The organism is Microcoleus sp. bin38.metabat.b11b12b14.051 (assembly GCF_013299165.1).
Lineage (GTDB): Bacteria > Cyanobacteriota > Cyanobacteriia > Cyanobacteriales > Microcoleaceae > Microcoleus.
Genome location: NZ_JAAFKD010000007.1, coordinates 1 through 26745, shown reverse-complemented (window position 1 = coordinate 26745; position 26745 = coordinate 1). Strand labels below are relative to the sequence as shown.

At 46.4% G+C, this 26745-nt stretch carries 29 protein-coding genes and 1 tRNA gene; 19 read left to right on the top strand and 11 right to left on the bottom strand.

What is annotated here, in order from left to right; genetic code table 11:
* Positions 1 to 23: 23 nt before the first annotated feature.
* Positions 24 to 1445, bottom strand: a complete 1422-nt coding sequence (gene rlmD, locus QZW47_RS09770; RefSeq protein ID WP_293126541.1) for a 23S rRNA (uracil(1939)-C(5))-methyltransferase RlmD — start codon at positions 1443 to 1445, stop codon at positions 24 to 26.
* 469 nt (positions 1446 to 1914) lie between these two features.
* Between rlmD and apcD the strand changes: the two genes are divergently transcribed.
* Positions 1915 to 2400 carry an allophycocyanin subunit alpha-B gene (gene apcD, locus QZW47_RS09765; protein ID WP_293126539.1) on the top strand — a complete coding sequence of 162 codons (486 nt, stop codon included), beginning with the start codon at positions 1915 to 1917 and terminating at the stop codon, positions 2398 to 2400.
* Between the two features lie 117 nt (positions 2401 to 2517).
* Here the strand turns inward: apcD and QZW47_RS09760 are convergent, their stop codons facing one another.
* A complete protein-coding gene (locus tag QZW47_RS09760; RefSeq protein WP_293126537.1) occupies positions 2518 to 2901 on the bottom strand; it encodes a hypothetical protein in 384 nt (127 codons plus the stop codon).
* A 140-nt stretch (positions 2902 to 3041) separates the two neighbouring features.
* On the opposite strand from QZW47_RS09760, the gene QZW47_RS09755 reads away from it, so the two are divergent.
* Complete coding sequence (locus QZW47_RS09755) at positions 3042 to 3422, top strand: helix-turn-helix transcriptional regulator (protein ID WP_293126535.1); 381 nt, start codon at positions 3042 to 3044, stop codon at positions 3420 to 3422.
* Between the two features lie 7 nt (positions 3423 to 3429).
* Positions 3430 to 3834, top strand: coding sequence for a helix-turn-helix transcriptional regulator (locus QZW47_RS09750; RefSeq protein WP_293126533.1), 405 nt, complete (start codon positions 3430 to 3432; stop codon positions 3832 to 3834).
* A 598-nt stretch (positions 3835 to 4432) separates the two neighbouring features.
* On the opposite strand, the gene QZW47_RS09745 is transcribed toward QZW47_RS09750, so the two are convergent.
* Positions 4433 to 4813 (bottom strand): hypothetical protein, encoded by a 381-nt coding sequence (locus QZW47_RS09745; RefSeq protein ID WP_293126531.1) that lies wholly within the window; start codon positions 4811 to 4813, stop codon positions 4433 to 4435.
* 174 nt (positions 4814 to 4987) lie between these two features.
* Here QZW47_RS09745 and QZW47_RS09740 point away from each other — a divergent pair, with 174 nt between their 5' ends.
* Together QZW47_RS09740 and QZW47_RS09735 are read left to right on the top strand one after the other, a co-directional pair.
* Positions 4988 to 5404 carry a helix-turn-helix transcriptional regulator gene (locus QZW47_RS09740; RefSeq protein WP_293126529.1) on the top strand — a complete coding sequence of 139 codons (417 nt, stop codon included), beginning with the start codon at positions 4988 to 4990 and terminating at the stop codon, positions 5402 to 5404.
* Positions 5405 to 5534: 130 nt separating this feature from the next.
* Positions 5535 to 5936, top strand: coding sequence for a helix-turn-helix transcriptional regulator (locus QZW47_RS09735; RefSeq protein ID WP_293126527.1), 402 nt, complete (start codon positions 5535 to 5537; stop codon positions 5934 to 5936).
* Positions 5937 to 6059: 123 nt separating this feature from the next.
* Here QZW47_RS09735 and mazG read toward each other — a convergent pair whose 3' ends face one another.
* Together mazG and QZW47_RS09725 are read right to left on the bottom strand one after the other, a co-directional pair.
* A complete protein-coding gene (gene mazG / locus QZW47_RS09730) occupies positions 6060 to 6887 on the bottom strand; it encodes a nucleoside triphosphate pyrophosphohydrolase (RefSeq protein ID WP_293126525.1) in 828 nt (275 codons plus the stop codon).
* Between the two features lie 6 nt (positions 6888 to 6893).
* Positions 6894 to 7484: a metal-binding protein gene (locus QZW47_RS09725; protein ID WP_293126523.1), complete on the bottom strand. Its 591-nt coding sequence runs from the start codon at positions 7482 to 7484 to the stop codon at positions 6894 to 6896.
* A gap of 71 nt (positions 7485 to 7555) precedes the next feature.
* On the opposite strand from QZW47_RS09725, the gene QZW47_RS09720 reads away from it, so the two are divergent.
* The 3 genes from QZW47_RS09720 (at position 7556) to QZW47_RS09710 (ending at position 9629) form a co-directional block, all read left to right on the top strand.
* A tRNA-Val gene (locus QZW47_RS09720) sits at positions 7556 to 7627 on the top strand.
* 271 nt (positions 7628 to 7898) lie between these two features.
* Positions 7899 to 8282: a hypothetical protein gene (locus tag QZW47_RS09715; RefSeq protein WP_293126521.1), complete on the top strand. Its 384-nt coding sequence runs from the start codon at positions 7899 to 7901 to the stop codon at positions 8280 to 8282.
* A gap of 294 nt (positions 8283 to 8576) precedes the next feature.
* The gene (locus QZW47_RS09710) at positions 8577 to 9629 is read left to right on the top strand and encodes a folate-binding protein (protein ID WP_293126519.1); all 1053 of its coding nucleotides are present in this window, start codon (positions 8577 to 8579) and stop codon (positions 9627 to 9629) included.
* A 359-nt stretch (positions 9630 to 9988) separates the two neighbouring features.
* On the opposite strand, the gene QZW47_RS09705 is transcribed toward QZW47_RS09710, so the two are convergent.
* Together QZW47_RS09705 and QZW47_RS09700 are read right to left on the bottom strand one after the other, a co-directional pair.
* Positions 9989 to 10807, bottom strand: a complete 819-nt coding sequence (locus QZW47_RS09705; protein ID WP_293126517.1) for an FkbM family methyltransferase — start codon at positions 10805 to 10807, stop codon at positions 9989 to 9991.
* 113 nt (positions 10808 to 10920) lie between these two features.
* Positions 10921 to 11424 (bottom strand): hypothetical protein, encoded by a 504-nt coding sequence (locus tag QZW47_RS09700; RefSeq protein ID WP_293126515.1) that lies wholly within the window; start codon positions 11422 to 11424, stop codon positions 10921 to 10923.
* A gap of 137 nt (positions 11425 to 11561) precedes the next feature.
* Between QZW47_RS09700 and QZW47_RS09695 the strand changes: the two genes are divergently transcribed.
* The 6 genes from QZW47_RS09695 to QZW47_RS09670 all read left to right on the top strand — a co-directional run bounded on the left by QZW47_RS09695 (position 11562) and on the right by QZW47_RS09670 (position 18388).
* Positions 11562 to 11804 (top strand): hypothetical protein, encoded by a 243-nt coding sequence (locus QZW47_RS09695; protein WP_293126513.1) that lies wholly within the window; start codon positions 11562 to 11564, stop codon positions 11802 to 11804.
* A gap of 418 nt (positions 11805 to 12222) precedes the next feature.
* The gene (locus QZW47_RS09690) at positions 12223 to 13305 is read left to right on the top strand and encodes an ATP-dependent 6-phosphofructokinase (RefSeq protein WP_293126511.1); all 1083 of its coding nucleotides are present in this window, start codon (positions 12223 to 12225) and stop codon (positions 13303 to 13305) included.
* A 329-nt stretch (positions 13306 to 13634) separates the two neighbouring features.
* Complete coding sequence (locus QZW47_RS09685; RefSeq protein ID WP_293126509.1) at positions 13635 to 14063, top strand: thioesterase family protein; 429 nt, start codon at positions 13635 to 13637, stop codon at positions 14061 to 14063.
* Between the two features lie 180 nt (positions 14064 to 14243).
* The gene (locus QZW47_RS09680) at positions 14244 to 15866 is read left to right on the top strand and encodes a DUF697 domain-containing protein (RefSeq protein ID WP_366930835.1); all 1623 of its coding nucleotides are present in this window, start codon (positions 14244 to 14246) and stop codon (positions 15864 to 15866) included.
* Positions 15867 to 16196: 330 nt separating this feature from the next.
* The gene (locus QZW47_RS09675) at positions 16197 to 17744 is read left to right on the top strand and encodes a DUF697 domain-containing protein (protein ID WP_293126507.1); all 1548 of its coding nucleotides are present in this window, start codon (positions 16197 to 16199) and stop codon (positions 17742 to 17744) included.
* Entirely contained in the window at positions 17741 to 18388 is a 648-nt protein-coding gene (locus tag QZW47_RS09670; protein WP_293126505.1) for a type I restriction endonuclease subunit R, read from the top strand. Before QZW47_RS09675 ends, QZW47_RS09670 begins: the two co-directional genes overlap by 4 nt.
* 206 nt (positions 18389 to 18594) lie before the next feature.
* Here the strand turns inward: QZW47_RS09670 and QZW47_RS09665 are convergent, their stop codons facing one another.
* Together QZW47_RS09665 and QZW47_RS09660 are read right to left on the bottom strand one after the other, a co-directional pair.
* A complete protein-coding gene (locus QZW47_RS09665; RefSeq protein ID WP_293126503.1) occupies positions 18595 to 19284 on the bottom strand; it encodes a hypothetical protein in 690 nt (229 codons plus the stop codon).
* A gap of 149 nt (positions 19285 to 19433) precedes the next feature.
* Entirely contained in the window at positions 19434 to 20357 is a 924-nt protein-coding gene (locus QZW47_RS09660; RefSeq protein WP_293126501.1) for a TlyA family RNA methyltransferase, read from the bottom strand.
* 400 nt (positions 20358 to 20757) lie between these two features.
* Here QZW47_RS09660 and QZW47_RS09655 point away from each other — a divergent pair, with 400 nt between their 5' ends.
* On the top strand, positions 20758 to 20955 hold the full coding sequence (locus QZW47_RS09655) for a hypothetical protein (RefSeq protein WP_293126499.1): 198 nt from the start codon (positions 20758 to 20760) through the stop codon (positions 20953 to 20955).
* A 112-nt stretch (positions 20956 to 21067) separates the two neighbouring features.
* On the opposite strand, the gene apcB is transcribed toward QZW47_RS09655, so the two are convergent.
* Positions 21068 to 21577, bottom strand: coding sequence for an allophycocyanin subunit beta (gene apcB / locus QZW47_RS09650; protein WP_293126497.1), 510 nt, complete (start codon positions 21575 to 21577; stop codon positions 21068 to 21070).
* Between the two features lie 338 nt (positions 21578 to 21915).
* Here apcB and glnA point away from each other — a divergent pair, with 338 nt between their 5' ends.
* Entirely contained in the window at positions 21916 to 23337 is a 1422-nt protein-coding gene (gene glnA, locus QZW47_RS09645; protein ID WP_293126495.1) for a type I glutamate--ammonia ligase, read from the top strand.
* Between the two features lie 563 nt (positions 23338 to 23900).
* Here glnA and QZW47_RS09640 read toward each other — a convergent pair.
* Positions 23901 to 24143: a hypothetical protein gene (locus tag QZW47_RS09640; RefSeq protein WP_293126493.1), complete on the bottom strand. Its 243-nt coding sequence runs from the start codon at positions 24141 to 24143 to the stop codon at positions 23901 to 23903.
* A 67-nt stretch (positions 24144 to 24210) separates the two neighbouring features.
* Between QZW47_RS09640 and QZW47_RS09635 the strand changes: the two genes are divergently transcribed.
* The 3 genes from QZW47_RS09635 (at position 24211) to QZW47_RS09625 (ending at position 25881) form a co-directional block, all read left to right on the top strand.
* The gene (locus tag QZW47_RS09635; RefSeq protein WP_293126491.1) at positions 24211 to 24537 is read left to right on the top strand and encodes a hypothetical protein; all 327 of its coding nucleotides are present in this window, start codon (positions 24211 to 24213) and stop codon (positions 24535 to 24537) included.
* Positions 24534 to 24767: a hypothetical protein gene (locus QZW47_RS09630; protein WP_293126489.1), complete on the top strand. Its 234-nt coding sequence runs from the start codon at positions 24534 to 24536 to the stop codon at positions 24765 to 24767. Before QZW47_RS09635 ends, QZW47_RS09630 begins: the two co-directional genes overlap by 4 nt.
* Positions 24768 to 24975: 208 nt before the next feature.
* Positions 24976 to 25881 carry a ferritin-like domain-containing protein gene (locus QZW47_RS09625; protein ID WP_293126487.1) on the top strand — a complete coding sequence of 302 codons (906 nt, stop codon included), beginning with the start codon at positions 24976 to 24978 and terminating at the stop codon, positions 25879 to 25881.
* The last annotated feature ends 864 nt before the right edge of the window (positions 25882 to 26745 follow it).

The following is a 26745-nucleotide window of genomic DNA, read 5'->3' as shown; positions in this document are numbered from 1 at the left end:
AAGCGATTTCAATCGCCGAATCATCAAGCCGGTAGCTTCACCAAAAAAGCCACACACTCCACATGAGAAGTCTGAGGAAAGAAATCCGCAGGCTGCACTCGCGCTAACTGATAATCCCCATTTTCGCACAAAATCTTTAAGTCGCGAGCCAAAGTCGCAGGCTTGCAGCTAACATAAACAATCCGATTCGGTTTCATTTCCTTGATTGTTTCCAACACCGCCCGATCGCACCCTTTTCTCGGCGGATCTAGCAGCACAATATCCGGTGTCAGTCCCAGGGAAGGCAGCAAATTCTCTACAGTTCCTACCTGAAAATCGACATTTTTTAAGTCATTTAATTCAGCATTTAATTTAGCTTGCTCGATCGCAGCAGGTTGCACTTCTAAACCGATCGCAATTTTGACTTGCTTGGCCACCGGTAAAGTAAAAGTCCCAATTCCGCAGTAAGCGTCCACCAATACCTCGCTTCCCTGCAAATTCAACTGCCCAACTATCACCTGCAACAAAGCCTCAGCAGCCTCTGTATTTACCTGGAAGAAAGTATCTGCCCTTAGCTGAAAGTTCAAACCCGCAAACTTTTCTCGCAGATAAGACTGGCCGGCAATGCAGCGAGTTTCCGCACCAAAAATCACATTAGTTTGAGCTGAATTTACATTCAAACAAACACCTACAAGTTCAGGATATTGTTTTAGCCACTCAGCGGCTTGTGCTTCAATTCCCGGCAACTCTCCGGTGCGAACTATTAAAGTTAGCAGCATTTCTCCCGTGCGCCGTCCGATTCGCAAGGACAAATGACGCAATTCTCCTGTATGTTTCTTTTCGTCGTAGACTGGCCAATCTCTCCAGTGGATGTCTTCTTTGATTTCTTTTAATAATGGATTGAGGCGTGGATCTTGCACCGGACACTGATTTAGATTGACTAATTTGTGGGTGCTTTTTTGATAGTAACCTGCTTGTACTTGACCAGTCGCAGAAATTGCTACGGGATACGTCGCTTTGTTGCGGTATCCCAAAAATTGGGGAAATTCTTCGATTTTTCCAGTTAAAATTTCATCGACTTGCACATCGCTAAATCCGCCAATTCGTTCTAAGGCTTGAATGATTTGATTTTGCTTGGCTGTAAGTTGATGTTGATAGTCTACGTGTTGCCACTGACAGCCGCCGCATTTGTCGGCGACAATGCAGTTGGGTCGGATGCGGTGTTCGGATGCTTCCAGAAGTGTGTCCAGCTTACCTGTAGCATAGGTTGATTTGACTTGCACGAGGCGCGCGAGGATTAGATCGCCCGTTACGGTATCGGGCACAAACACCACTAATTCACCAAAACGACCAACTCCGTCGCCGGTGTCTGCCAAGTCGGTAATCTCAAGCTCAATCAGTTGACCTTGCTGGCAAGGGTTTGCCACTTTCGTCGAGTTTCGGGTGGGGAATTTAGATTTGGTCACAAGTAGTCGTGGTAGGATTTAATATGTTAATGCAATATTGATCTCTTTTTTGAGAGATCGATCGTACCGAAGCGAGGCGTAAGCCATCCCACTCAAGCTCAAGTGCAGGAAGTCTTCGTGCTTCCGAACCCCTGGATGCTACAGCCAAAGCTTGCAAAGAGAGAACGTTGTCCTCGATCGAGCCTGTGCGATATGCTATTGGGGCTTGATGGGCCAAAACTCGTCAAACAGTCTAAATGTCTGCCGACATCCAAACTCTCGATCGCAGTTTTTGAATTTCTCCCAGAGTACCTTGGGACACAAGGAAACTGGCTTAGTCACTAAGCATAACGCTTGCGGAGGTTGACCGCCTGCTTCTGGACTCGATTAATGTTAGCAGCAAGGTAAGTCGCCGAAGCAAGAATCTCATCTTTAACAGATGGGAATGTCAATCAATCTTTTCCTCAAATATCCTCAAATTTGAATAACAATGAGCGTAGTTAGCCAATTTATTCTCCAAGCCGATGACGAACTTCGTTATCCCAGTACCGGCGAACTCCAAAGCATCAATGATTTTTTTAAGACGGGAGAACAGCGGGTGCGTATTGCTACTGCGCTTTCTGACAGTGAGAAAAAAATTGTTGAAGAAGCTAGCAAAAAACTTTGGAAAAAACGCCCTGATTTTATCTCCCCTGGCGGCAATGCTTACGGCCAACGCGAACGCGCTTTGTGTCTGCGCGATTACGGCTGGTATTTGCGCCTGATTACCTACGGTATCTTAGCTGGTGACAAGGAGCCGATCGAAAGTATCGGTTTGATTGGCGTTCGGGAAATGTACAATTCTCTGGGCGTTCCTGTTCCTGGCATGGCTGAAGCTATTCGCTGTTTGAAGGAAGCTTCTTTGGCTTTGCTCAATCAGGATGATGCTAGGGAAGCTGCTCCTTATTTTGATTATGTCGCTCAAGCAATGTCTTAATTGCTTTTGTGGCAGATGTGGCGGAGCATTTGCGCGTGATTTTGGGGTAAATTTGTCTCGTAATTGCTCGCAAATGTTTCGCTTCTGTTTTAGACACGGAAATCTGCCGAGTTTCTCCTAGGAAGCAAGGCTGTTTAAGCTTTCCCAGATTTCGAGAGTGTCTTGTCTTTCAATGCACATTTGATTTAAAAAGTCAAGTGTTTGTTGGAGATATTGTTTCTTGAATTTCCGGCTGTCGTGGCGAATGGATGTTGTCAGTTGCGAGAGTTCCGAGAGGGTGGGGGAAGTTTGAATTTGATGGGCGATCGCGTTTTGCCATTCTTCCAGCCTGCGGTAGGAGATAAATTGTCCGCCTTTGTCGAGCCGATGCACAAACACCACGTTAGCCCAAGATTCGACTCGCTTAATTAGATTTTGGCTGATTTTCAGCATTTGGGCGATCGACCTCACGGTGATGCGGAGTTTTTTAGATGGTTGGATGCGCCGAAATAATGGTGTCATGGTTTTTATTTACTACCCTGTTCCAACATTGTAACACAGCATCTTAAGTTTGCAACTTAAAATATAAAACTAAAAAGTCTGGCGTGATACCTTAGCTTTATGGCGTGATAGCGTAGCTTTATGCAGATAGGGGATGACTAATGGTTGTAGCAGAAGCTAAACGAGAAAAAGAATACCTGAGACGAAGATTTAGTGACACCGGGCTACGGCGGTTGGGTAAATTTTTGCGATCGTGGCGGGAAGCTAGGGGCTGGAGCGTTCACGAATTGAGCGAACAGACCAAGCAGCATGAGGTTCAATTCTATACTCTAGCAGGAGAGCCTTTGCCGAAAGTTTTGGGGGTCAGCATTGCAGGGATTTCGAGAATTGAAAATGGCTATTACAACAAGCCAGCACCGGATCTTTTGTGGCTGTTTCTCGATGTTCTCGAACCGGTTCACCCGATTGAAGAGCGTTTGCTGACTTTGGAAGACTTGCTGTTGATTGGAACTGAGTTTTGGAATCCAAACGTTGAGGCTTAGCCGTAAAATGTCAGGACTCTCTAACAAGACTGTGGTAGATAACCGGCAGGAATTGCGTCCCGTTCGCTTCACTGAGACGGGACCGATGCGTTTGGGCAAGATTTTGAAAGTAGCAAGACGGGAAACTGGTTGGTCTGTTAGCGAAACAGAGTTCAAAACAAAGGGCTATGAAGAAGCGCTGTTCACGGCGACAAATCAACCCGTACCTAGAGATGTGGGTATTAGTGCTGCGACAGTCAACCGTTACGAACGCGGGAAGTTGGATAATCTAGATTGGCGATCGCTCTCTCTGTTATGCTTTGTCCTCAAGCCGATCGATCCCATAACAAATCAACCCCTCGAACCCACAAACGCCCTTTACATCGCCTGCGAACATCCGCCATACAACGACGCGCAGCTTTACGAGGAGTAGACTAATACTGACCGCCTTTATTGTTGAGAAATTACAGCTTTGGCGGTGTTGCTCAATGCAAGTATTAAGTCAGGAACTCAGGTCTAAAGACACCCTCGCTTGCAAGAGTAATCGAGTAAGCTATTCTGACCAGCCTAAGACTTTCGAGGTCTACGTTATTCGGGTCACGATACCGGAGAATGCGACGCTAGTTTTCCGCTCTATCGCCAGTAGTTAAACAGTCTTAAAGTCACTGAGACAGTGCTGCTGGCCTCACAAGCCCCTATAACATTGACCGACAAGCGAACATTACCCCGCAAGGGAGCCCAACAAAGGCAACCATTATGCGTACAGGACTGGAAGATTTGAAATGGTAACTGTCCCGTTGAAAGTGCAACACAACAGCACACCGAATTAACCAGTTCCAAGGCGGTAATGGAAAGATTCAACGCGGTTGAAACCGCCTGGTCGTTTCCCTCTCAGGACTAAAGTCGCTGAGTTTCCCACTTACCGTATTTCTTTTACGACCGCCGAAACCCCGAAGGCTAGTTCTAAATTTTGAGAAATGATACCGATATTCCCCTATGAAAGCAACCCCAGCAACTTTGCTGAGTTTCTGCTAGGAAGCAATGCTGTTTGAGCTTTCCCAGATTTCTAAAATATCTTGTCTATCAATGCACATTTGATTTAATAAGTCAAGGGTTTTTGGGAGATATTGTTTTTTGAATTTCCGGCTGTCGTACAGAATTGATGTTTTGAGCTGCGAGAGTTGCGATAGGGTTGAGCAACTTTGGATTTGATGGGCGATTGCATTTTGCCATTCTTCCAGCCTGCGGTACGAGATAAATTGTCCGCCTTTGTGATGGTGCACGAACACTACGCAAGCCCAGCACTCCACCCGCTTAATCAGATTTTGACCCATTTTCAGGAATTGGGCGATCGATCGCGCGGTGATACGGAGTTTTTTCGAGGGCATGATACGGCGAAATAGTGCTGTCATGGCTGTATACTCAGGGATTGAGATGCAAGTTCTGTTTAGACTCAATTACATATTACTCTATCTCAGATTCTTATCTCACTTATGAAATAAAAGTTAATTTAAACTCAGATATTGCTCGTACAACCCTCAATCATTGATGCTGTGCTAGTTTGAGAGTTAACCTAGGTGGAAAAAATGTCAGCACTCTCTAACAACGCTGTGGTAGATAACCGGCAGGAATTGCGTCCCGTTCGCTTCACGGAGACGGGGCGGATGCGTTTGGGTAAGATGTTAAAGGCTGCAAGACATACAAAAGGTTGGTCTGTTAGCGAAACGCAGTTCAAAACAAGGGGGTACGAAGAGGCGCTTTTCATCGCGACAAATCAACCTGTACCCAAAGATGTCGGTATCAGTGCCGCCACAGTCAACCGTTACGAACGCGGGAAGTTGGATAATCTAGATTGGCGATCGCTCTCTCTGTTATGCTTTGTCCTCAAGCCGATCGATCCAGTGACCAATCAACCCCTCGAACCGACAAACGCCCTTTACATCGCTTGCGAACACCCGCCGTACAACGATGCGAAGCTTTACGAAGAGATTACCGACTCTTAAGTTGCTTTGTCCCGCCCTTTTGCTTAGCAATTGAAGCTTTAGCTTACTGCTACATAGCCTCTAACTCCTAAACTTGGATCTTCGGTTAGTTTTTATGTGACTTTTAGTTTATGACCTATAGGACTGTAAAATGCCGGGATTTCTTGACTTTAAGGCTGTAGTCGAGCAGGAAAAGCTGCGTCCTGTGCGATTTAGCGATACGGGACGCGGTAGACTGGGAAAGCTTCTGAAAGCAGGTAGAGAGCTTCGAGGTTGGTCAATTATTGAAACTGAAATGGTGACAAAAGAATATGAGGCGGCTTTGTTTCGGACAGCCGGAGAACCTGTACCGAAAGATGTCGGTATCAGTAATGCGACTGTCAGCCGCTACGAAAGAGGGAAGTTAGAAAGCTTGGATTGGCGATCGCTCTCTCTGTTATGCTTTGTCCTCAAGCCGATCGATCCTGTGACAAATCAACCCCTCGAACCGACAAACGCCCTTTACATCGCCTGCGAACATCCGCCGTACAACGACGCGCAGCTCTATGAGTAGTTGATATCTGAACTGATTAAACCAAATTAGTTAGATTTGGAGTTTTTAACCGCAGAGAGCGCAGAGGGCGCAGAGGAGGATAAATGAGAGAGATTAATCATTCTGATACCAACGGATTTGATATTAAGCATCGCCTTTTTGCTTCGCTAGTAAAGCCTTAGCTTTTTGCCACAAAGCCTCTAACTCTTCGGGCGGATAATCGGATAAAGGTCGATCGCACGCAGCCTCAACTTTAGCAAACCGCTGTACAAAGCGATCGCTCGTTCCCTGCAAAGCAGCCGACGCATCTAAATCGTACCAGCGAGCTAATTGAACCAACACAAACATAATATCCCCCAACTCGGACTCCTGCGCCGCCCGATCCTCGTGTTTGAGAGCGTGTTCAAATTCGGCCATTTCTTCATGAAACTTATCCCAAACACCGTCTACACTGTCCCAATCAAAACTCACCTCCGCGGCTTTTCGAGAGATTTTCGCGGCGGCGGCGATGGGCGGCAAAGTGCTCGCATAACGGCTCATTTTTGAGGCTAAAGTTGCTGGGTTCTCCGCAGTTATGCCTTTTTCTGCTGCTTTAATTTTTTCCCAGTTTTCGTTCACTTCATCCACGCTGTTAATCTCCGCATCCCCGAAGACGTGGGGATGGCGGCGAATCAGTTTTTCGGTAATCCCCGCAGCGATTTCGGCGATGCTAAATTGTTCTGATTCGCTGGCAATTTGTGCTTGCAAAATTACCTGTAATAGCAAGTCGCCCAATTCTTCAACGATCGCACTTTTGTCTCCTTTGCGAATCGCGTCGGCGGTTTCATAGGCTTCTTCAATGATGTGAGGAATCAGAGTTTGGGGAGTTTGGGCTAAATCCCAAGGACATCCGCCGTCTGGCGATCGCAATTTAGCTACAACTTCTATTAGGTTTTCGAGTGCTACGAGCGATCGACTTTGGGAATTAGACATCAGAATTTACCTATTAGATTTGCTAGATGTGCGGCGGGGAGCTTTACTTTTGCGCCTCTTAATAGTCTTAGGAGGACGCAACCCGCTAAATCCTTTCTTTTTGAACTGTTTGTAAGCCGAGCCACCCCAATCACTCAGATAGTGGCTCATCGCGCCCAATTCAAGACCGATGTAGATGGCTATAATTTCGATATAGTGTGCCAAGATCGATCGACCGTAATCCAAAACCGCATCCTGCCAATTCCCGGCTAAGTTGCCAATTTTTTCGGCGATCGTCAATCCCAACACTCCCACAACCGCGATCCAGGTAGCGAGGTACAAGATTCGCAAAGCAGTGCCAATCAGCGGCCCGTGAGACCAGACAGAGCGGTGGCGCAGGCTTTTTTGGTAGGGTAGCCAAATAAATTTGAACCATCCCCAGCGCTGATACTGACAAGAGTAGATATCTAAATCAGGGCCAAACATCAGTCCGCCGACTAAGAAGCTGCCGGAAACGAGCAAAGTCAGGCTGCTGCTTTGAGTATGGCCAAAGGTGACTCCTGCCACCAAGGGCAAAGTCCATAGAGTTATTCGATCGTGCGTGCGGCCAGAGGGCATTAAATGTTTATGATTTTTTTAGTTGATCTTTCTGGGATACTGTGATATGATAAATCCCTGTAAGCGCAATCGGGCGATTAGCTCAGTGGTAGAGCGCCTGCTTTACACGCAGGATGCCGTAGGTTCAAATCCTACATCGCCCATACTCAATTGAAAAGCTGTTGCCAAGGGCTTGAAGAGAAGACGGCGGTTAAAACCGCGTCTACACAAACGAAGTCCGCCTCCGCGGACTCAAGAAGGTAAGGTAATTTTAACAGCCCAGTCTTCAACTTAAAGACGTGGGTTTTGTCTTTATAGACGCGGTTTCAACCAGTCTTTTTGAACCAAACTTAACATTTTGTGGCGGATGTCTCACAAGTTGGCACCCAATGCTGGAAAATTAATTCATTGATTTTCCTTTTTAACATCGCGTATATGAAGCCTAAAATAACTAGCCCGATCGCCTGGAAACAAGCTGAACTACTCATGCAGCCTGCCATGATCCGAGTCCTCGACAACATCCGCAAAGAACTAGAGGAGTCAGTCTGGAAAGGAACTTATCAAGAAGTACAGGTTCCGATTCCCGGATATCAACTAATTTTAGAGCATCAAGGCGAGCAAAGATCCGTGGATATTTGGGAACTTTGCTATCGAGTCTGCTTTGTCAACTACCAGCCAGCCCATACTCCAATGCAGAGTCAGGAAGTCATAATTGACACTGTTTTGATTGATGAGGACACTGGCGATGTAGATTGGAATTGTCTTGATGCTAAAGCTAGTCAATTAATCCAAGAAGTCTTTGCTAATTTGAATCATTAACTATAGTAACAAAAACGGTTCGTAGTGTGTCCTGGCGTCCGCTCTTAGACTGCGGACTAAAGTCCACACTACGAGCCAATTTTATAGTTGTCAATCGACCGGACACGATATCATTAGTCATTAGTTATTAGTCATGGCTAGTTGGAAACTGTTTTTTTTCAGGACAAGACTTGGTTACACACCGGAGATTCTGTAAAAAACCCAGTTTCTTGGCCTGCGAGTGCGATCGCAAACTCAAACTCAAACCCAGCATTAATCATTCAATACACAGTCAAATCTTAAATTTCAAATCCTATGCTAATTCAAGAATTGCACGACATTCAAGCCGCCGCCGGTGCTACTTTTGCCGAGTTAGCAACCACACAAACAGTCCCCATCAGTTTTGGTAACGACGCAGCCGCCATCGCAGCAACCAAACAAAGTGTAGCTTTGTGCGATCGCACTCACTGGGGACGCATTCAAATCTCCGATAGCGATCGCCTGCGGTTCCTGCACAATCAAAGTACCAATAACTTTAACATACTCAAACCCGGTCAAGGTTGCGACACCGTTTTCGTCACATCTACAGCTAGGACGATCGACCTCGCGACAGCCTATGCTACAGAAGATGCTGTAATCTTGCTCGTTTCAGCCAACCGCCGCGGCCAATTACTCGAATTGCTTGATCGCTACATTTTCCCAATGGATCGCGTAGAATTAACAGACATAACCGATACAACCGTTGCTTTCAGTCTCCTCGGCCCCGAAAGCACTCAACTACTAGAAAAACTCGGAGTTACCGAACTTGATCATACAGCTTATGCTACCCACAAGTCGATCGACCTTGCCGGTATAGAAGTCAGAGTTGCGATTGGTAGCGGTTTAGCCACTCCTGGATACACATTAATTGCGTCAGCAACCGATGCAGCCCGCTTGTGGACTGAATTAGTCAAAGCTGGGGCTGTACCAATGGGCGATCGAATTTGGGAACAACTACGCATCGAACAAGGACGCCCCGCACCAGATTTTGAACTCACAGACGATTACAACCCCCTAGAAGCGCGCCTGTTACACACAATTACCTACGACAAAGGCTGCTACATAGGCCAAGAAACAATTGCCCGTTTGAACACTTATCAAGGAGTCAAACAGCAACTTTGGGGCGTGCAATTAAACGGCGTAGTTGAACCCGGAACAGTCATCACAATCGGAGAAGAAAAAGTCGGCAAACTCACCAGTTTTACCAAAACCGAATCCGGCTTTTTTGGTCTTGCTTACATCCGCACCAAAGCCGGAGGCGAAGGACTAAAAGTGCAGCTAGAAGAAATTACCGGAGAAATAGTAAACGTACCCTTTCTAAGCTTGTAACTATAAGTTCATAGTCAGGTTCGTAGTGAGGACTTTAGTCCGCATCCATGAAGGACTAAAGTCCTCACTACAAACCTAGATAGCCTGATTAAGTTCATAGTCAGGTTCGTAGTGAGGACTTTAGTCCGCATCCATGAAGGACTAAAGTCCTCACTACAAACCTAGATAGCCTGATTAAGTTCATAGTCAGGTTCGTAGTGAGGACTTTAGTCCGCATCCATGAAGGACTAAAGTCCTCACTACAAACCTAGATCGCCTTATTAAGTTCATAGTCAGGTTCGTAGTGAGGACTTCAGTCCGCATCAATCAAAGGACTAAAGTCCTCACTACGAACCTAGAGTGCGTGTTTTTTCAACATATCAAATAATGACATAATCATCGCTCAAAATCGCTTGACTCACCTGCGGTTCCGGCTCAATCGGGTCGCTGTAATAAGCATCAATATGTTTAATAAAATTTTCCCGATAAACTTTGAGATGCGAATTCAGTGCTTCGATATCCTGCTCTCCAGTGGCGTAATTGCTATTGTTCCTAAATAAACCAGATTCCTTAACAAAAGCCATATCAATTTGCCACAAAGCTGCATCAATCGGGCGATAAGCCAAATCAACAATATCGTAAGCTACGAATCCTTGCGACTTCATAAAACTCATTATCTCATGCATCTGACCAAACAAAGTAACTTCTACAATTACATATTCAGTTTGCTGTAAAATCTCAGTCGCACCCGCTAAAACATCTAATTCCTTACCGTCTACATCAACTTTAATTAAATACGGGCCTGAAAAATTTCTTTCCCTACATATGTCATCCAATGTAATTGCTCGAATATTTCTCAAATAAGGATTACTGCTATCAGTAATCGCATTTTGCGAAATCGAAGAGTGCACCATACCTGGATTGACGCTGAGAGTTAAAACTCCCGATTCTTTGGCCGCAGCCGCCATGATGTATTCTGCACTTTTGAGCTTGCGGCAAATTTTGGCTAGGTAAGGTTCATTTTCGGCGATGGGTTCAATTAGCAAATGTCGCGCATTGGGGAAGGTTTCGTAAAGGTTAAAAGTTCCCAAAGCTGCGCCGACATCAATCACAGTTTTTGGCTCAAAACCTAATTTCTTGGCCAGCACCAAGCTTCCTGTCATTGAGTTTCTCTGAATTCCCTTTTGTTGTTCGCTCATAATTTTTATCCTGATTTCTATAAGGTTATTGTAATTATTGTAGGGTGCGTCAGGTCAAAATATTACAATCGCAAACTAAGAATTTGCGCCCTGACGCACCCTACTGTTAGCTACTATTTCGCCGACTTCTGCCCCTTTTTTTCCGATTCTACAGATTGCAAAGCTTCGTCAAGAATTGCCCGCGCTTCTTCAGCTTTGCCCCTAGCTTCTCGATAGCGGACATTAGCTTGAGCGAAGTTTTTGAGAACCTTGAAACCGTCTTTCAGGCGACCAATTTCTTCGGCACTCACAGCCTCATCTGTAAACAAAATATCGATCGCCTCCCGGATTTTGAGGGCTTCTTCACGGGATTCCATTACCTTCAATTTGAGACTTGCCAAATTGCTCAAAATCTGCACCGCTTCAGTAATTGCGTCGTCCCCGTCAGACACAGTAGCATCTTCGATAACTTCCACAAACTGCTTGGGCCCAAATCCTTCTGCGAGCTCTGTAGGTAGCTTCCCTTCATCCATCAACAGCATCAGCCGATCCATTGCTTCTTCCCGGGCTTTCGCTGAATCTTTCCCTTTGACAGTTAAAATAATTTCGGGGCTTTGAGGAAGTGTATAACGAACCATAATTTGACCACAAGTATGCGAAAACAATTCAATGATATTTTATCAAAGATTCGATCGCCTGTTGCAGCAATCGATCCGCCCCTGACCAACCGCTTGCCAAAAGTTGACACATATACACTCAAAAGGAACCCTCGACCATGAAAGATAAAATTCTTAACTTTCTCAACTTGATTCTAGTCGCTGATGTATTTTTTGTATTGGCTATTTTTGCATGGTTTGCGATCGCCGTTGCAGGGCGATCGACTGGCGTGAATCTCGGTTTCGATTTGTGGTACAGTCTGTGGCAGCCCGTATTCAATCCTGCCCTCGGCATTCTCATGGGCGGTGCAATTCTCAGCGGCATCATTAATCAAATTTCTAAACGCCTCAATCCCAAGTAGAATTGATGTTGTATTTGAGACGGTGATTTGGGACGCTACGAAAGTTAGTCGATCGAACTTGTGGAGTGCGTCAGAAATGAGCCACTCAATTAGGTCGATAAACCTTGACAATACATATAGCGGTTCTCAAAAAAGTGAGGATAGCCGAATGCCCAATGCCGAATGCCCTATGCCCTATGCCCTATGCCCTATGCCCTATGCCCTATGCCGGATAGTACCTCATCTTTCTGAGAAAGGCTATAAGTATGTCATTGCTAGTACAACGAAGTGAAACGAAGCAATCACAAAGGTTATCATAGCTTTACATTCTGTAACAGATTAAAGTTTATTTGTACCTACTTACCTCGCAAATCAGGATTCGACGCATCGGATCTAAAAATATCAACCATGTTCTGAGGAACAAAAGTCTGGCTTAATTATGGGAGAACAAAAATGTATCGGCATTCTCACCAGCGGGGGTGACTGTGCAGGCTTAAATGCCGTGATTCGAGCCGTTGTTTACCGCGCAACGGAAACTTATAATTGGAAAGTGATGGGCATTCGTCAAGCCACCAAAGGGTTGATGAGTCGCCCTCCCGAAGCAATGGCCTTGAATGTGGAGAAAGTAGACTCCTGGCTCACCATTGGCGGTACGATGCTAGGAACTACAAATGAGGGCAACCCTTTTGCCTTCCCGATGCCTGATGGGAGTTTGCGCGATCGCTCTGATGATATTATCGAAGGCTATCATAAACTCGGGCTGGATGCCTTAATTGGCATTGGTGGCGACGGTAGTCTCGCGATTCTCAGAAAGATTGCCAAAGCAGGCAATTTGAATTTAGTAGCTATTCCTAAAACTATTGATAATGATGTCGGTATTACCGAGCGTTCGATCGGTTTTGATACTGCTGTCAATATTGCCACAGAAGCACTCGATCGCTTACATTTTACCGCAGCCAGTCACAGCCGCGTCATGATTGTTGAAGTCATGGGACGCGATGCCGGACATATTGCGATTAGTGCCGGAATTGCTGGCGGAGCTGATATAATTTTGATTCCCGAAATTCCTTACAAAATTTCTGAAATCTGCGCGAAAATTCAAGAACGCCAACAACGTGGAAAAAACTACTGTTTAATTATAGTAGCCGAGGCTGTCCGCACAGAAGCAGGCGAGTTAGTAATGCACACAAATCGCTTAGGCCAAAGTCGATTAGGCGGCATTGGTCAATATTTAGCCGATACAATTTCTGATTGTAGCGGTGCAGAAACTCGTGTGACAGTTTTGGGGCACACTCAACGCGGCGGAACTCCTTCTCCCCTAGAAAGATTAATTGCTTCGGCTTTTGGTGTCGCAGCAGTTGATTTAGTTGCCGAAGAGAAATACGACTGCATGGTATCTTGGCAACAGCGGGAAGTTGTCAGCGTTCCATTAGAAGATGCGATCGCCAAATACAGACCCGTAGACTTCGATGGTACTCTAGTTAAAACCGCCCGCGGTTTGGGAATTTGCTTGGGAGATTAGTCAATTACCCGTCAGATTTATCAAAAATTTAGTTCTGGATGCACTTACAACAAGGTCACGGCCACCAGTGCGTCCAAGACTAAGATTAACCGGGAAGCAGTAGCTTTTCAACTATTTTTTAGTCAGGACTTACGCATCATTACCAAAGAAACCGGGTTTTTTACCTAATCTGTGGGTGAGTGCGAAAGATTTTCGTAAAAAACCCGGTTTCTGACTCCCCGTGCGTCCAGGACTATTAGTGTAACGTGCAATCAGTTACGATCGCGTCTGGGCTATTCTCGCTCGCACTGGCGATTCCCAAATACTGCAATAAGTGAAAAGGTGAGCAATTGACACCATTTATAACACAAATTAGAGTGCGCCATTACGAAATGGACGCCCTCGGTCACGTCAATAATGCTGTCTACCAGCGTTATTTAGAACACGCTGCGATCGAACATTTAGAACACTTGGGATTTACACTTTCTCGCTACCGCGAATTGGGCGGCGTCTTTGTAATGCGTCGCATAGAAATTGATTATTTGCGATCGGCAACCGCAGGTGACAGACTGGATGTATCCACTTGGATCGAACAGGTGCGGGGGCCGCGCGCCGTCCGCCGCTACGAAATTCGCTTAGCCGGTAGTGACGAAATTTTGTTAAAAGCAGAGGCGCTGTGGGTTTGGGTTGAGATTGAGATTGTGAAAATGCGACCCAAAGCAATTCCAGCCGAGATAATTGATGTTTTTAAAGCGCAGTTTCCCGAACAATCAACCTAGAAAAATATCAACTATTTTATCTAAAACTTTAATTAAAAAAGCTCTAGGTTTGATCGTTCGGACTTCAGTCCTATATCCCCCATTTTTTAAAGTGCAAAAAGTTACTAAGCTGTTGCGCCTTGGACTTGCATAGGAGTGGCGAGATCGCGTGTCCACCCCACAAAAGAGTTTAATTGATTTTTGCTCGGCAATTTAAATGCAGAAGAGGTTAGTACAAGCCGCAAATCCCGATCGCCCAAAGTCGGATGCCCGCCTGCCGGTTTGGATGCCGCAGAGGTACGATGGAATATAGGGAGGGAAGCCAAGCCCGGTAAGGTTAAGCTTGGCAATAATACCCACAGGAAGGGAAAAATGACACTTAACTTGCGGCGACCAATTTTGATAGGCGGAATCGGACTTTCAGCAGCGCTGTGGCTGCTGGAAACTCTACAGCATTCGGGTTCAGAAATGGGTGAAACGGCACTCATCGGTTTGGCGGCAGCCGGTGCTGGTTATTGGTGGTGGAAACAACAATCGCCCCAACTCGAACTCGCACTCCCGCAGCCCTTGGTGAGCAGGGAAGCAGCCGAAAAAGCGATCGCGACTGCCGAAGCAGCAATTAAGTTGCTCGCCTTGGAAGCGCAAAAATCGGCAAATCCGGCTCATCTAACAGCAAAGCTCGATCGGCTCAAAGTCGAATTAGACAGACAAGATTTGCGGATTACCGTAACTGGCGGCAAATCAGTCGGCAAAACTAGCTTAATTCAAGTTTTAAATTCTAATTGGGCATCCCAACAGCCACAAGAGCAGATTTTCTCGGAAACAGCAGCGCTGTTTGCTAATACCACAAATGCGGATGCCAAAATCGGCGGCGATGTAGTCCTATTTGTCACAGCGGGCGACATCACCGATTCGGAGTTTAAAACATTATCTCAACTAGCGTCCGCAGGTCAGCGCGTGTTGCTAGTTTTGAACAAACTAGACCAATATTTGCCAGCGCAGCAGTCGCAAATTTTGCAGCAGTTGCACGAAAGAATGCAGGGAATATTGGGGACAGAAGATATAATTGCGATCGCAGCTTCCCCCAATTCGATTAAAGTGCGGCAGCACCAAGCCGACGGCACTGTTAAAGAACGGATTGAAACTCAAGTCTCTCAACTCGAACCGCTGACAGCAAGATTGACTCAAATCTTAACCCAAGAACGGCAACAGTTGGTCTGGGCCAGTGCCGTGCGCGAGGCTGCAACGGTTAAATTAGAGGCAAAAACTTTCTTAAATGGCATCAGGCGTGATCGGGCAATGCCCATCATCGAACAATATCAGTATATCGCCGCCGCCGCCGTATTTGCTAACCCAGTTGCCGCCTTAGACTTGCTAGCCACAACCGCCATCAGCACCCAACTGGTAATCGACCTCGGCGCTATTTACAAGCAACAGTTTTCCTTAGACCAAGCTAAGACTGTAGCAGGAACTTTGGCAACCCAAATGTTCAAACTCGGACTGGTAGAACTCTCTACCCAAACTATTGCTGGACTGCTGAAAAGCAATGCCGTTACCTATGCAGCCGGAGGCGCGGTGCAGGGAATTAGTGCAGCCTATTTTACCAGAATAGCGGGACAGAGTTTGATTGAATATTTCCAAAGTCAAGAACTAGAAAATGCTGCCAAAGGCATTTTCAGTCTCAATCAGTTGACTGAGACTTTACAAGCTGTATTTAAGCAAAATCAGCAAGTTTCCTTCTTGCAAACTTTCGTCAACCAAGTCGCAAGTCGTCTCTTACCTCAAACATCTGGGCCCCAGGCTGTTAATTCTGCCGCCAGTTAGAATTAGTCCTGGACGCAAGGGCGGCCAGAAATCGGGTATGATCTGTCTAAAAAATTATGGCCAGATCTCCCTGGCACACCCCTTAAGAAGGGGGGGACAAGAGCATTCTCAAAGTCCCCCTTCTTAAGGGGGATTTAGGGGGGTCAGACCTCGGCAGTAAACGAGATATACAAAGGGTTTTACGCGGTTGTTAACACGCCTTGGCACTGCCGTGTCCCTACATAATTTTCAAATAACAATCTAGAAAATTATCAAAAATTGTATTAAAATAAGAAATAGAATGTGATAATTCTACACTCAATTATACTTGCTTAAAAAAGCCGATCGCCAATGGCTGACAATTCGATCCAAGAAAATCGCCTCTCCCTAGCCCGCGCCAGTTTGCGCGAAGCCCTCGCGCGCTACTCCTACCTGCGCCAAGGCAAAACAAACTCGCACAACACAGAATTAGAAGCCGCGCTGCAAACTCAATTAGATATCTTAACTTACACTTCACAAAAACTCGACCATAATATTATTCGCATTGCTACTTTCGGTCTTGTCAGTCGTGGCAAATCAGCCGTATTAAACGCACTGTTAGGTAAAAAAATCCTGCAAACAGGCCCTCTCAACGGCGTGACTAAGTGGCCGCGTTCCGTGCGCTGGAGCGTGCCTTTACCTTTCCTTGACAGTGTGGAACCCCCCCAACCCCCCCTTGGTAAGGGGGGGCTTCTGGAACCCTCCCTTGGTAAGGGGGGGCTTCTGGAACCCCCGCTTGGTAAGGGGGAGCAGGGGGGGATTCAAGTAGAGTTAATTGATACTCCCGGGCTGGATGAAGTTGGTGGCGAAGTGCGCGGCGACATGGCAAAACAAGTAACTCGCCAAGCTGACTTAATTCTATTTGTCGTTGCAGGCGATATCACGCGCACTGAATATCAAGCTTTGTGCGAATTGCGAGCAGCTCAAAAGCCCCTAATTTTAGTTTTTAATAAAATTGACCTGTATCCAGAATTAGACAGAAAAGCTATTTACCAAAGTTTACAAGCGCTGGCAAATTCCCAACAGTTAGCAGCCGAGGCGGTAACAGATGCCACAGATAGCGAAGATTTGGACGATCGCCAAAACAACATCCCTGCTCCTAAATCTACAGCAAAATCACCCGCTCAAACTGCCAAATCTTTAGAAATAGTCATGGTAGCTGCCGAACCCGCGCCGGTACAAGTGCGGGTAGAATGGTCAGATGGAAGTATTACTCACGAATGGGAATCGCCGCCCGCCCAGATAGACGAGCTCAAACACACAATTTTGACAATTCTTAACAGAGAAGGGCGATCGCTCCTCGCCCTCAATGCTTTAGTAGAAGCTAGGGATGCCGAAGCAAATATTGCCCGTCAAATTCTGAAATTGCGGCAAACAGAAGCCGACGATTTAATCTGGCAATTTGCCAAATATAAAGCCTTAGCCGTAGGCTTAAATCCCGTTGCTTTCCTAGACATAATGGGAGCAACAGTCGCAGATTTAGCCTTAATTCGCTCTTTATCCAGACTTTACGGTTTGCCCATGACTGGTTACGAAGCCGGGAAACTTTGGCAAACTATTTTCTCCAGCGCAGGCGGCGTACTTTTGGGAGAATTGGGTAGCAGTTTTCTCTTGGGATTTGGTAAAAGTGCGGCGGCTGCTGCCCCGCACATCGGCTTTTCTACTTTCGCCGGAGTCGCTGTCACTCAAGCTAGTTTAGCAGCTTACGGAACCTACGCTGTCGGTCGCGCCGCCCAAGTTTATTTAGAAAAAGGCTGTACTTGGGGCCCCCTAGGACAAGATACGGTCATTCAAGAGATTCTCGCTACCATCGAGCGCAATACAATTATCGATCGCCTCCAGCAAGAATTCAAAATATGACACAAACTACAGCTATTACTGAAATTATCCAAACTTTAGCAGATGTTGCATCTCGATTCAATATTACGCGCACTGAATCCGAGGGATTTTTCCCCGAATGGCATGAAGATTTGCCCGAAATTTCAGAAACAGATAAAGTCGCTCTCAATTTGATTCGGCGCCGATATCTCTATCATCTAAATGATGGAAATCTGACAGAAGGAACCGTCACGCTAATCCTGGGTTCCCCTCTATTGGAACGAGCAGGTTTTTACGATTCACCTTTTAAAATGACTGCTGAAAAATCTATACAAATTGTTTTAGATGACGAGGATGAGGAAATTGAAACACTCAAAGGACGGATTGATGTTTTAGTGATGCAAAATCAATTTTGGGTGACACTCTTAGAGTCGAAGCGCACCACAATTTCAGTAATGTCTGCACTTCCCCAAACACTAGCATACATGACAGCCAATCCTCGGCAGGATAGACCGAGTTTTGCTGCAATGACAAATGGTAGTGAAATTGTATTCGTTAAGCTAGACTTTCAGCATCCACGTAAATATGACTTATCAAGAATATTTTCACCTGTTCCTTTAACAAACGAACTTTATACGGTTCTTCAAATCTTAATAAAAATTGGTCAACTGATTACTGAGTCATAAAAATTGCAGAAGACTCGGCGGTTGAAACCGCGTCTATACAAAGAAAACCCATGCCAAGCGGGTTGAAGACTGGAAGATTCAAATTACCTTATTGTCTTCAGTCTGCGGAGGCAGACTTCGTTTGTGTAGTCGCGGTTTCAACCGCCGAGTCTTATCTTCTTCGTTTGTATAGGATCGGTTTCAACCGCCGAGTCTTATTTGTATTCTTATCGTCCCGCGATTCTCACGCCTTCCCTAAAATGAACGATTGTCGCAATTACTGCTATGCAAAAATAAAATAGTCTAATCAGCCAAAAACACACCCGCATAGCCCAAGTAACAATCGTCGGAGCAACACCTGTTAACTGCACAAATTTTGAATTAACTTTTTTTTCAAAGCTATCGAGGTCTTTCATCTCAGATTGTTTTGTCGGAATCACCGGAAACTGCCCGGTATATACGTAATAACCCAGAAAACCAGGCAATCCGACCTTGCGATTCAAAAATGAATTAGTTAATGTTGTTGTTTCCTGCGGGGATAAGTTATCCGATTCCCCTACTTTTTGCAGCCAATAATTGTATCTAATTGCTGGCGTACTCATGAAAACTACAGGAACTATAACTATCAACAAAGCCGCACTAATTTGCCGACAGTATTTAGGGGGCAGAAGTTTGGTCGCGATCCCAAATCCCATGCCGATAAAAGCAAATACTAATATATTTAATAATTCGATTATTTCGATGCCCTTCAACAAATCGCCGATAATCAGAATTGTATATAATAGTTTGTCTGCCAGCAGCAGAGCTGCGAATTTGATCAGAATTGACACGCCTACAATCGTAGCTGCAATTGCCAGATACCCGATGCCACCTAGAACGTACAGTAAAATCGAACCGACTTGTTTAAATGACTGCATGGAATTATTCGATAAGTGAAAGTTTAGGAGTCTGACTGACAAAACAACTTGAAATTTTAGATAAATTTAGATTTCGCAATTTGACTTGTAAAATAGATGGCCTTGACATTGAAAAGTCTATTATTCAATCTAAAATCTAAAATCTAAAATCACTTGATAAGTTCCTCCGCAGCCGCTTTCGCGACTTGTGCGATCCGTTCCTTCACAACACCCTCTTCGATCGCCCTAAGCTCTAGCTCTGGTTGGCGATCGATCCCCAACCATAAAAGATACTCGATATTACCGGCCGGGCCAAGTAAAGGCGACCACGTTAAGCCTCTTTCCTGCCATCCTAAGGCTGTAGCTGCCTTCCATACTTGAAAAATCGCATCCGCTTGAGTAGCCGAGTCTCTGACTACGCCTTTTTTGCCGACGCGATCGCGCCCAACCTCAAACTGCGGCTTTACCAACAATACCGCTTCTCGCGGTGGTGCCAACAATTCCCACAACGCCGGTAAAACCTTATCCAGCGAAATAAACGACACATCTACTACCGCCAAATCTGCATAAACTCTTTTTGGCAAAGCATCGCCCAGAGGCAATTCTTGCTCTCCTCCTTGTAGGGGTGGTGCCCCCGTACCCGCCCCTACAAGGGGGGGTGACTCTCCGTAAAGCTCCGCAGGAGTCATGTAGCGCAAGTTGGTGCGTTCTTTCAAAATTACCCTCGGATCGTTGCGTAAGCGCCAATCAGCTTGACCGTAGCCAACATCTATCCCGTATACCAGGGCCGCACCGGCTTGCAGCAGACAGTCGGTAAAGCCACCTGTGGAAATGCCGCCGTCGAGACAAATTCTGCCAGCCACCGGAATCTCAAACACTTCTAAAGCTTTGGCTAATTTGTCGCCGCCTCTGGAAACGTAGCGCGATCGCTCTTTGATCTGAATTTTTGCTGCAATGTCAACCTCAGTCCCTGGTTTGTCAATTACCTGCTGGTTGATGGAGACTTTCCCAGTCCGAATCAAGGCCTGAGCTTGCTGTCGGGAGGCGCACAAATCCAGGCTGACCAATAAAGTATCTAATCGCTGTTTAGCCAAGGTTTTTAATCTGTACGGATACGGTTAACGACTGTACCAGATTATCACTTACGCAAAAATCCGATAGCAGATTTTTGGCGATTATTTTGGTTTTCCCAGCAGCACCGCCGATCGCCCGCCGCGATTTTTTCCCTGTTTTCTAAAGCTGCGAGGCTCGCGCCCCCACCTGAAAGGATTTGCCATTTTCGATTGACGAATGGCTGATGGCGGGCGGGGTTTGGCTCTTGGCTGCGGTTGTATTCTTTTTTTGAAACAACTTTCGCCTGATGTGACAGAGATCGCTTTTTGCGTGTAGTCGGATCACAGATAAACATTAGTAGAATCACATAAAAAATTTGGCAAGTAGCGGATTATGTAAGTACAGGGAAATGCGCTACAAACACAATCAGGGCGATCGAGCATGAAAACCACTAACTTTCCGATCAGAAATCAGAGCATTTGTCAAGAAAATCCCTTAGCCTTCATCAGCGGTAACATCATCCACATTGTTTATCCCAATGGCGAAGTAGAAGCAACAACCAGCGAGCAAATCGATCGGCGCCAAACCAAATGTCCCCTCGACAAATGCGTGGTTTGGGGATGCGTCGGCGACTTTTAAGCCATTAAAAAGATCGCTTGCAGGCACGAATGCCAAAAAAGCGATCTATCAAACGCCTGCTACGTGCAAGCCACAAATGCAATTTGCTGCAAAAAGAAGCAGCTTGCTTAACTTAAATATCTTGTTCGCTCAATTCGCGAATCATGTAATCAAAAGGCTGATCCAAGAAAGGCCCTACAGACAAACCAGCAGCTTCCACCTGAGCCTTAACCATCTCCTTCATAATGCCGATCCCCATCACCGTCGGGCCAATGGGAACGCTCAGAGAATTGTAAGTTTCGCGCAAACCTTGCAGCACGCGCTCGTCGAGCACATCCGTACTGCCAGCAACTAGCGCGTAAGTAGCGTAGCGCAAGTAGTAGTCCATGTCTCGCAGACAAGCCGCGTAGCGACGAGTTGTGTAAGCATTGCCACCAGGGCGGATCAGTTCGGGCTGTTCAGCAAATAGCTGAATACCAGCTTGCTTGACAATTGCAGCAGCATTGCTGTTAATTGCTGCTGCTGCTTGTACCCGTGCCGTGCCCGTTGCAAAATAAGATTTCAACCGATCGATACCATCTCGGTCTAAATACCTACCAGCAACATCATAATTTTCAATCAGACTCGTCACTGCGTCGCGCATAAGTTTCTCTCCCAAAAATCTTTATCAATACTTTGCTATCTGAGATAGACCGCCTATTGTAGACTACTACAAATCGACCTTTGATTAAGATTTGAGATAGGATTTTACGATCGGTAGTCAATCCCTGGCAAACAGTCGCATTTATGCGCCCGTTTACCTTGTATCTTCAGCCGAAACATCGATCGGGCAAGCATCACCAACTGCCGGGCCGCACTGAGTACCACTTTGAATATTTTGTATCTCTTGCTACAAAAATCCTGGTACCGAAGGCCCACGATCGCCAAAATCGTCTGAAATCTGCCGGTCGCCCTCAACAAAACCCATATCAGGAGTAAGTCATGTTCCAGACACCCCAAGAAGCCTTAAACTACATCAAAGAAAATAAGATCCAGATCGTTGACTTGAAATTCATCGATATGCCGGGGATCTGGCAGCACCTTTCCCTGTACCACGACCAAATCGACGAAACAGCCTTCACCGACGGCGTACCCTTCGACGGTTCCAGCATTCGGGGCTGGAAAGCCATCAACGAATCAGACATGACAATGGTCATCGATCCGACCACCGCGTGGATGGACCCGTTCATGGCAGAACCCACCATCAGCTTCATTTGCAGCATCAAAGAACCCCGCACCGGCCAACCCTACAACCGCTGTCCCCGCACCATAGCCCAAAAAGCCATAGACTACCTGCTGACCACAGGTCTCGGCGATACAGCATTCTTCGGGCCAGAAGCAGAATTCTTCATTTTTGACGACGTTCGCTTCGACCAAACCCAAAATTCCGGCTACTATTACGTAGATTCGATCGAAGGTCGCTGGAATTCCGGCAAAGAAGAAGCAGGCGGCAACCTCGGCTACAAGCCGCGTTACAAAGAAGGTTATTTCCCAGTAGCACCAACCGATACCTCTCAAGACATGAGAACGGAAATGCTGCTGACAATGGCAAAATGCGGCGTACCAATCGAAAAGCACCACCACGAAGTCGCCACCGGCGGGCAGTGCGAACTCGGTTTCCGCTTTGCCACATTAATCCAAGCCGCCGACTACTTGATGACATATAAATATGTCATCAAAAACGTCGGCAAAAAATACGGCAAAACCATCACCTTCATGCCCAAACCGCTGTTTAACGACAACGGTTCCGGGATGCACGTTCACCAGTCGATTTGGAAAGACGGCCAACCGCTATTTGCAGGCGATCAATATGCTGGTTTCAGTCAAATGGGACTGCATTACATCGGCGGCATTCTCAAGCACGCCCCGGCACTTTTGGCAATCACCAACCCCACAACCAACTCGTACAAGCGCTTGGTTCCCGGCTTTGAAGCGCCTGTAAACTTGGCTTACTCTCAAGGAAATCGATCGGCATCAGTGCGGATTCCTCTTTCCGGCAACAACCCGAAAGCCAAGCGCTTAGAATTCCGCTGCCCAGACGCCACATCCAACCCCTATTTAGCCTTTGCAGCCATGCTGTGTGCAGGCTTAGATGGCATCAAAAATCAAATCGATCCGGGCGAACCTTTGGACGTAGATATCTACGACCTTTCCCCGGAAGAATTGGCAAAAGTTCCATCTACTCCCGGTTCCTTGGAAGGCGCTTTAGAAGCTTTAGAAAAAGACCACGCTTTCTTAACAGAAACTGGCGTCTTTACCGAAGACTTCATCCAAACCTGGATTTCCTACAAACTTGACAACGAAGTCAACCCGATGCGGCTGCGCCCTCACCCCTACGAGTTTGCTCTCTACTACGACTGTTAGAAAATTAAGCATTAAAAATGGCATAATTCCCATGTTTAATGCTTAATTAAGAATAACGCCGCCCTCAAAAGCGGCGTTTTTTTTGATAGTTTAGAACTTCTGAATCAGCGCCCAGACTTTGCCTTTACCGGAAACTATCTCGGCGACGCTGTGAGTAGTATAGCAACCGCCTTGGCGGTTAGGACATAAATAACTTCATGAATAGAGCCGATATCCTTACGGAATCAAACCATTGATGCCCGTTATGCAACTGTCAACTCTTCGACTCCCCTCGACTTCGCGGGCGGGCAAGTCGCGAGCGCGCTCTTCTGTCAACTCTTCGACTCCCCTCGACTTCGCGGGCGGGCAAGTCGCGAGCGCGCTCTTCTGTCAACTGTCAACTGCTATAGCACCCTGTGTAGCTTCAGAAACATTCTCTACTGCCCATGTATTCAGGATGAAACGCCGCCGCGCGTCAGCTTTTGGGATGCCCCTAATACCAATTTTATAAAGATTTGCTAGAGATGAACTCTTAGCCCCCCCTTAGTAAGGGGGGGTTGGGGGGGTGATTGTATAACACTACTTTAGAAAAATGGTATAACTTCATCTGGATCGACAGATAGGGCACTGCCTGCTTTTAATGTACCTTTTGAAGTCTGGAAATTACGATCGCCCTTTGCTGCCATTTGGACTCTGTGAAGCTGCCAACAAGGCTCAGTCTCCAAGATATTCCAGACAGCAGCTAGCGCCCCACTTTTCCCCAAACCCAGAACCGCTGTCAAAGCCGTCAAAACTAGCAAAGGCGGGAAATAATGCCCAGTTTTCATGCTGATTTGTTTGTGATGTGCTGCTCTCAGTATAAAGTAGCAATTAGCAATTACAAATGACCAAACGATGTCCGATATTTTTGTGATGGTTCGCAATCAGAGTAATGTTGCCATGACTTCAGTTGACGGCATTGCATTTGTCACTTTACTGACTCAAGAAGGACGACTTCTCGCCGAGGAGATAGTTGACTTGTTTGAGGCAGATGTGAATTTTGATGAACTCAAGCAGGGCAAATATACTGTAGTTGTCAGCCACGAAGCCGTCGAACCCCGATCGGCAATCTGTAATGTTACAATCACCGATGAAGATCGGGTCATCATGGTGACATTTGTTTACCTGGAGCTAGAACGAGTGCTGCTCCGCATTCAAACTTCAACCGAAGAAAGACTATGACAGTGAAAGTTACTCCGCCAAATTCAATTAAAATGTTTCGCTATCGAGTACATTTTTTAGCCAAAGACCTGTGGAGGGAAAAAAATCCGGTTTGTCGGATGAATCTGGCTTTGCAGTTAGCCGATGTGGCGACAACCCTGGCCCGGTTGGAAGTAGAAGAGGCGCGCAAATTTCAACAACAGCCTGCTAGTGTTGAGGCTTCAGACTCGACCGAATCAGAACTGTTTTGAATGCCCGAGATTGCTTTGGGAGCGGAGCGCAACTGTTGCTTGGCTGGTAACTCAAAACTATTGAAAGTCGATCGCGCGAGTTAAAAAAATTCTGTGTAGATAATTCATTCAGCCTGCTATCCAACAACTTTCCGCCTTGCGACGTAATGGGCTGTTCAAAAAACTGCGTTACACTTATATAGGTATCTTTACAAAACAACATAAAAGTATGACTGTTGCTTATCCCCGCAAGCTGCGTAACGCTATGGGAGCGCGCGATATTTTAGCTCAAGTGGTGCGCGATCGCGAAATTCACTTGATCACTCTCAACCGCTACCGCTACAGCGAACAGCGCAGTTGCAAAGACCTCACCGACTTGATCGAACAGCTAGACGGCGAACCGGCCGAACTCGTGCGGGATCTTTCGCGGCACATTTCCGACGAAGCACGACACGCCATGTGGCTTACCGACTTGCTGGTAGACATCGGCGAGAAGGTGGGAACGCCGCCGGGAGTTTCCTATATTGACGAATTTGAAAGATTGCTCGACAGCGATCAAAAAGACCCTACCAAAGACCGCGAAGATTTTGTAATTTCCTCCCTAGCAGCGATTAACGTTACCGAGAAGCGAGGATGCGAGTATTTCTCTGCGCACATCTACGCCTTGAAACAGGCTCCCCAAACCGAGGAAAACGTCAAAATCCGCGAAACCATCGAAAAGATTTTTCCCGAAGAAGCTGGTCACGTCCGCTGGGGAAATCGCTTGCTGGGTGCAATTGCTGCGAAAAGCCATCAACACCGCGAGAAGGTGGAACAAGCAAAACGCAAGTATGTGGCGATCGAACAAGCAGCATTTGAGTCGGGAATGGATATCATGTTGGGAGCGGAACTGCGCCGCGTCACCCGCTTGGTAAACATCGCCAACACTATGCCGCTGTGGGAACGCCCGCAATATTTGATGGATCGCTTGCCGGCCACCCTGATCGCCCCTGACCTGCAAATGACCAGAGTCGATGTAGCTCAGCGCGCCTGGAACCGCGACCCGAAGGCATTTGTCGAGAAATTTGTGCCGATGTTCCTTAACGGTCTCAACAACATTGAGAAGAAGTCGGCCCCAGCTAAGTCTAAGGGTTAAAAACTGTTTAGTCTCCGCGATCGCGGGGACTAAAAACCCGGTTTCTCTCTCGCCCTCTCATCGAGCGGCGAGATATCTTTCTGAGAAACCGGGTTTCTTTTCGGGAACCCTAAACTTGATACTCCCCACTGATGAATCAGGGGGATTCTTGAATGAATCCGAAAACTCACGGAAGGCGTTATCAAAGCACCTCTAGACGCTCAAAACAACTACCAATACAAAAGGTATTGCAATTGCGCTTACTTTTAAATTGTTTGCTTTCATAATCTATCACTTTCGCCAGATTAGGTACGCTTCACATTCTGCCGTTACTTGTCAGTTAAACAGGCTTACTACTCCTTAAAGAGTGTGGTGGCTCACGCTCGCCGGGATTTCTCCGATACTAGAATGTTTCAACACGTAGATAGTTTTTTTACTTACGACCTAATCATAACAAATCTTTTGATCAATTGCGTAAATAAATGTTGAATGCGGTTGAAACCGCTACCGAGTTCCTCCCCATGTCTAAAGCCAGGGGCTTCCCTCTCGTTTTTTGGTGAAGGGGAAGCAAAGGCGGCCCAAAACCCATGGGTTTTCTCTTGCTCATCCCCGAATCGCTGAGGTTGTATCGCAACAGGCCCCGACGTTTGGGACTTTCTCGAATTAACCTTTCCCATCCAGTCAATTCCTGCTTCCGTCTTCCCTCTTCCTGATTGCTGATGACAAATGACAAATGACAAATGACTTCTTCCTTCTACTATAGGGCTTGCTGAAAAAGCCTAAAACCCTTACAGCAAGAGACGTTGGCTCGTTTTAATCCTCAAAAAGTGCAAGCAATGCAGCTAAAATGGGTCAAAACCCCTGCACACCATCACTTTCGTAATG

What these genes read in the sequence shown, in the direction of transcription:
- QZW47_RS09625 (WP_293126487.1), top strand. Translation starts at nt 24,976, where the DNA reads ATGACTGTTGCTTATCCCCGCAAGCTGCGTAACGCTATGGGAGCGCGC.
- glnA (WP_293126495.1), top strand. Translation starts at nt 21,916, where the DNA reads ATGTTCCAGACACCCCAAGAAGCCTTAAACTACATCAAAGAAAATAAG.
- apcD (WP_293126539.1), top strand. Translation starts at nt 1,915, where the DNA reads ATGAGCGTAGTTAGCCAATTTATTCTCCAAGCCGATGACGAACTTCGT.
- QZW47_RS09655 (WP_293126499.1), top strand. Translation starts at nt 20,758, where the DNA reads ATGAAAACCACTAACTTTCCGATCAGAAATCAGAGCATTTGTCAAGAA.
- QZW47_RS09755 (WP_293126535.1), top strand. Translation starts at nt 3,042, where the DNA reads ATGGTTGTAGCAGAAGCTAAACGAGAAAAAGAATACCTGAGACGAAGA.
- QZW47_RS09710 (WP_293126519.1), top strand. Translation starts at nt 8,577, where the DNA reads ATGCTAATTCAAGAATTGCACGACATTCAAGCCGCCGCCGGTGCTACT.
- QZW47_RS09735 (WP_293126527.1), top strand. Translation starts at nt 5,535, where the DNA reads ATGCCGGGATTTCTTGACTTTAAGGCTGTAGTCGAGCAGGAAAAGCTG.
- apcB (WP_293126497.1), bottom strand. Translation starts at nt 21,577, where the DNA reads ATGCGCGACGCAGTGACGAGTCTGATTGAAAATTATGATGTTGCTGGT.
- QZW47_RS09715 (WP_293126521.1), top strand. Translation starts at nt 7,899, where the DNA reads ATGAAGCCTAAAATAACTAGCCCGATCGCCTGGAAACAAGCTGAACTA.
- QZW47_RS09750 (WP_293126533.1), top strand. Translation starts at nt 3,430, where the DNA reads ATGTCAGGACTCTCTAACAAGACTGTGGTAGATAACCGGCAGGAATTG.
- QZW47_RS09690 (WP_293126511.1), top strand. Translation starts at nt 12,223, where the DNA reads ATGGGAGAACAAAAATGTATCGGCATTCTCACCAGCGGGGGTGACTGT.
- QZW47_RS09695 (WP_293126513.1), top strand. Translation starts at nt 11,562, where the DNA reads ATGAAAGATAAAATTCTTAACTTTCTCAACTTGATTCTAGTCGCTGAT.
- QZW47_RS09675 (WP_293126507.1), top strand. Translation starts at nt 16,197, where the DNA reads ATGGCTGACAATTCGATCCAAGAAAATCGCCTCTCCCTAGCCCGCGCC.
- QZW47_RS09705 (WP_293126517.1), bottom strand. Translation starts at nt 10,807, where the DNA reads ATGAGCGAACAACAAAAGGGAATTCAGAGAAACTCAATGACAGGAAGC.
- QZW47_RS09760 (WP_293126537.1), bottom strand. Translation starts at nt 2,901, where the DNA reads ATGACACCATTATTTCGGCGCATCCAACCATCTAAAAAACTCCGCATC.
- QZW47_RS09640 (WP_293126493.1), bottom strand. Translation starts at nt 24,143, where the DNA reads ATGAAAACTGGGCATTATTTCCCGCCTTTGCTAGTTTTGACGGCTTTG.
- QZW47_RS09635 (WP_293126491.1), top strand. Translation starts at nt 24,211, where the DNA reads ATGTCCGATATTTTTGTGATGGTTCGCAATCAGAGTAATGTTGCCATG.
- QZW47_RS09740 (WP_293126529.1), top strand. Translation starts at nt 4,988, where the DNA reads ATGTCAGCACTCTCTAACAACGCTGTGGTAGATAACCGGCAGGAATTG.
- mazG (WP_293126525.1), bottom strand. Translation starts at nt 6,887, where the DNA reads ATGTCTAATTCCCAAAGTCGATCGCTCGTAGCACTCGAAAACCTAATA.
- QZW47_RS09670 (WP_293126505.1), top strand. Translation starts at nt 17,741, where the DNA reads ATGACACAAACTACAGCTATTACTGAAATTATCCAAACTTTAGCAGAT.
- QZW47_RS09665 (WP_293126503.1), bottom strand. Translation starts at nt 19,284, where the DNA reads ATGCAGTCATTTAAACAAGTCGGTTCGATTTTACTGTACGTTCTAGGT.
- QZW47_RS09700 (WP_293126515.1), bottom strand. Translation starts at nt 11,424, where the DNA reads ATGGTTCGTTATACACTTCCTCAAAGCCCCGAAATTATTTTAACTGTC.
- QZW47_RS09725 (WP_293126523.1), bottom strand. Translation starts at nt 7,484, where the DNA reads ATGCCCTCTGGCCGCACGCACGATCGAATAACTCTATGGACTTTGCCC.
- QZW47_RS09630 (WP_293126489.1), top strand. Translation starts at nt 24,534, where the DNA reads ATGACAGTGAAAGTTACTCCGCCAAATTCAATTAAAATGTTTCGCTAT.
- QZW47_RS09745 (WP_293126531.1), bottom strand. Translation starts at nt 4,813, where the DNA reads ATGACAGCACTATTTCGCCGTATCATGCCCTCGAAAAAACTCCGTATC.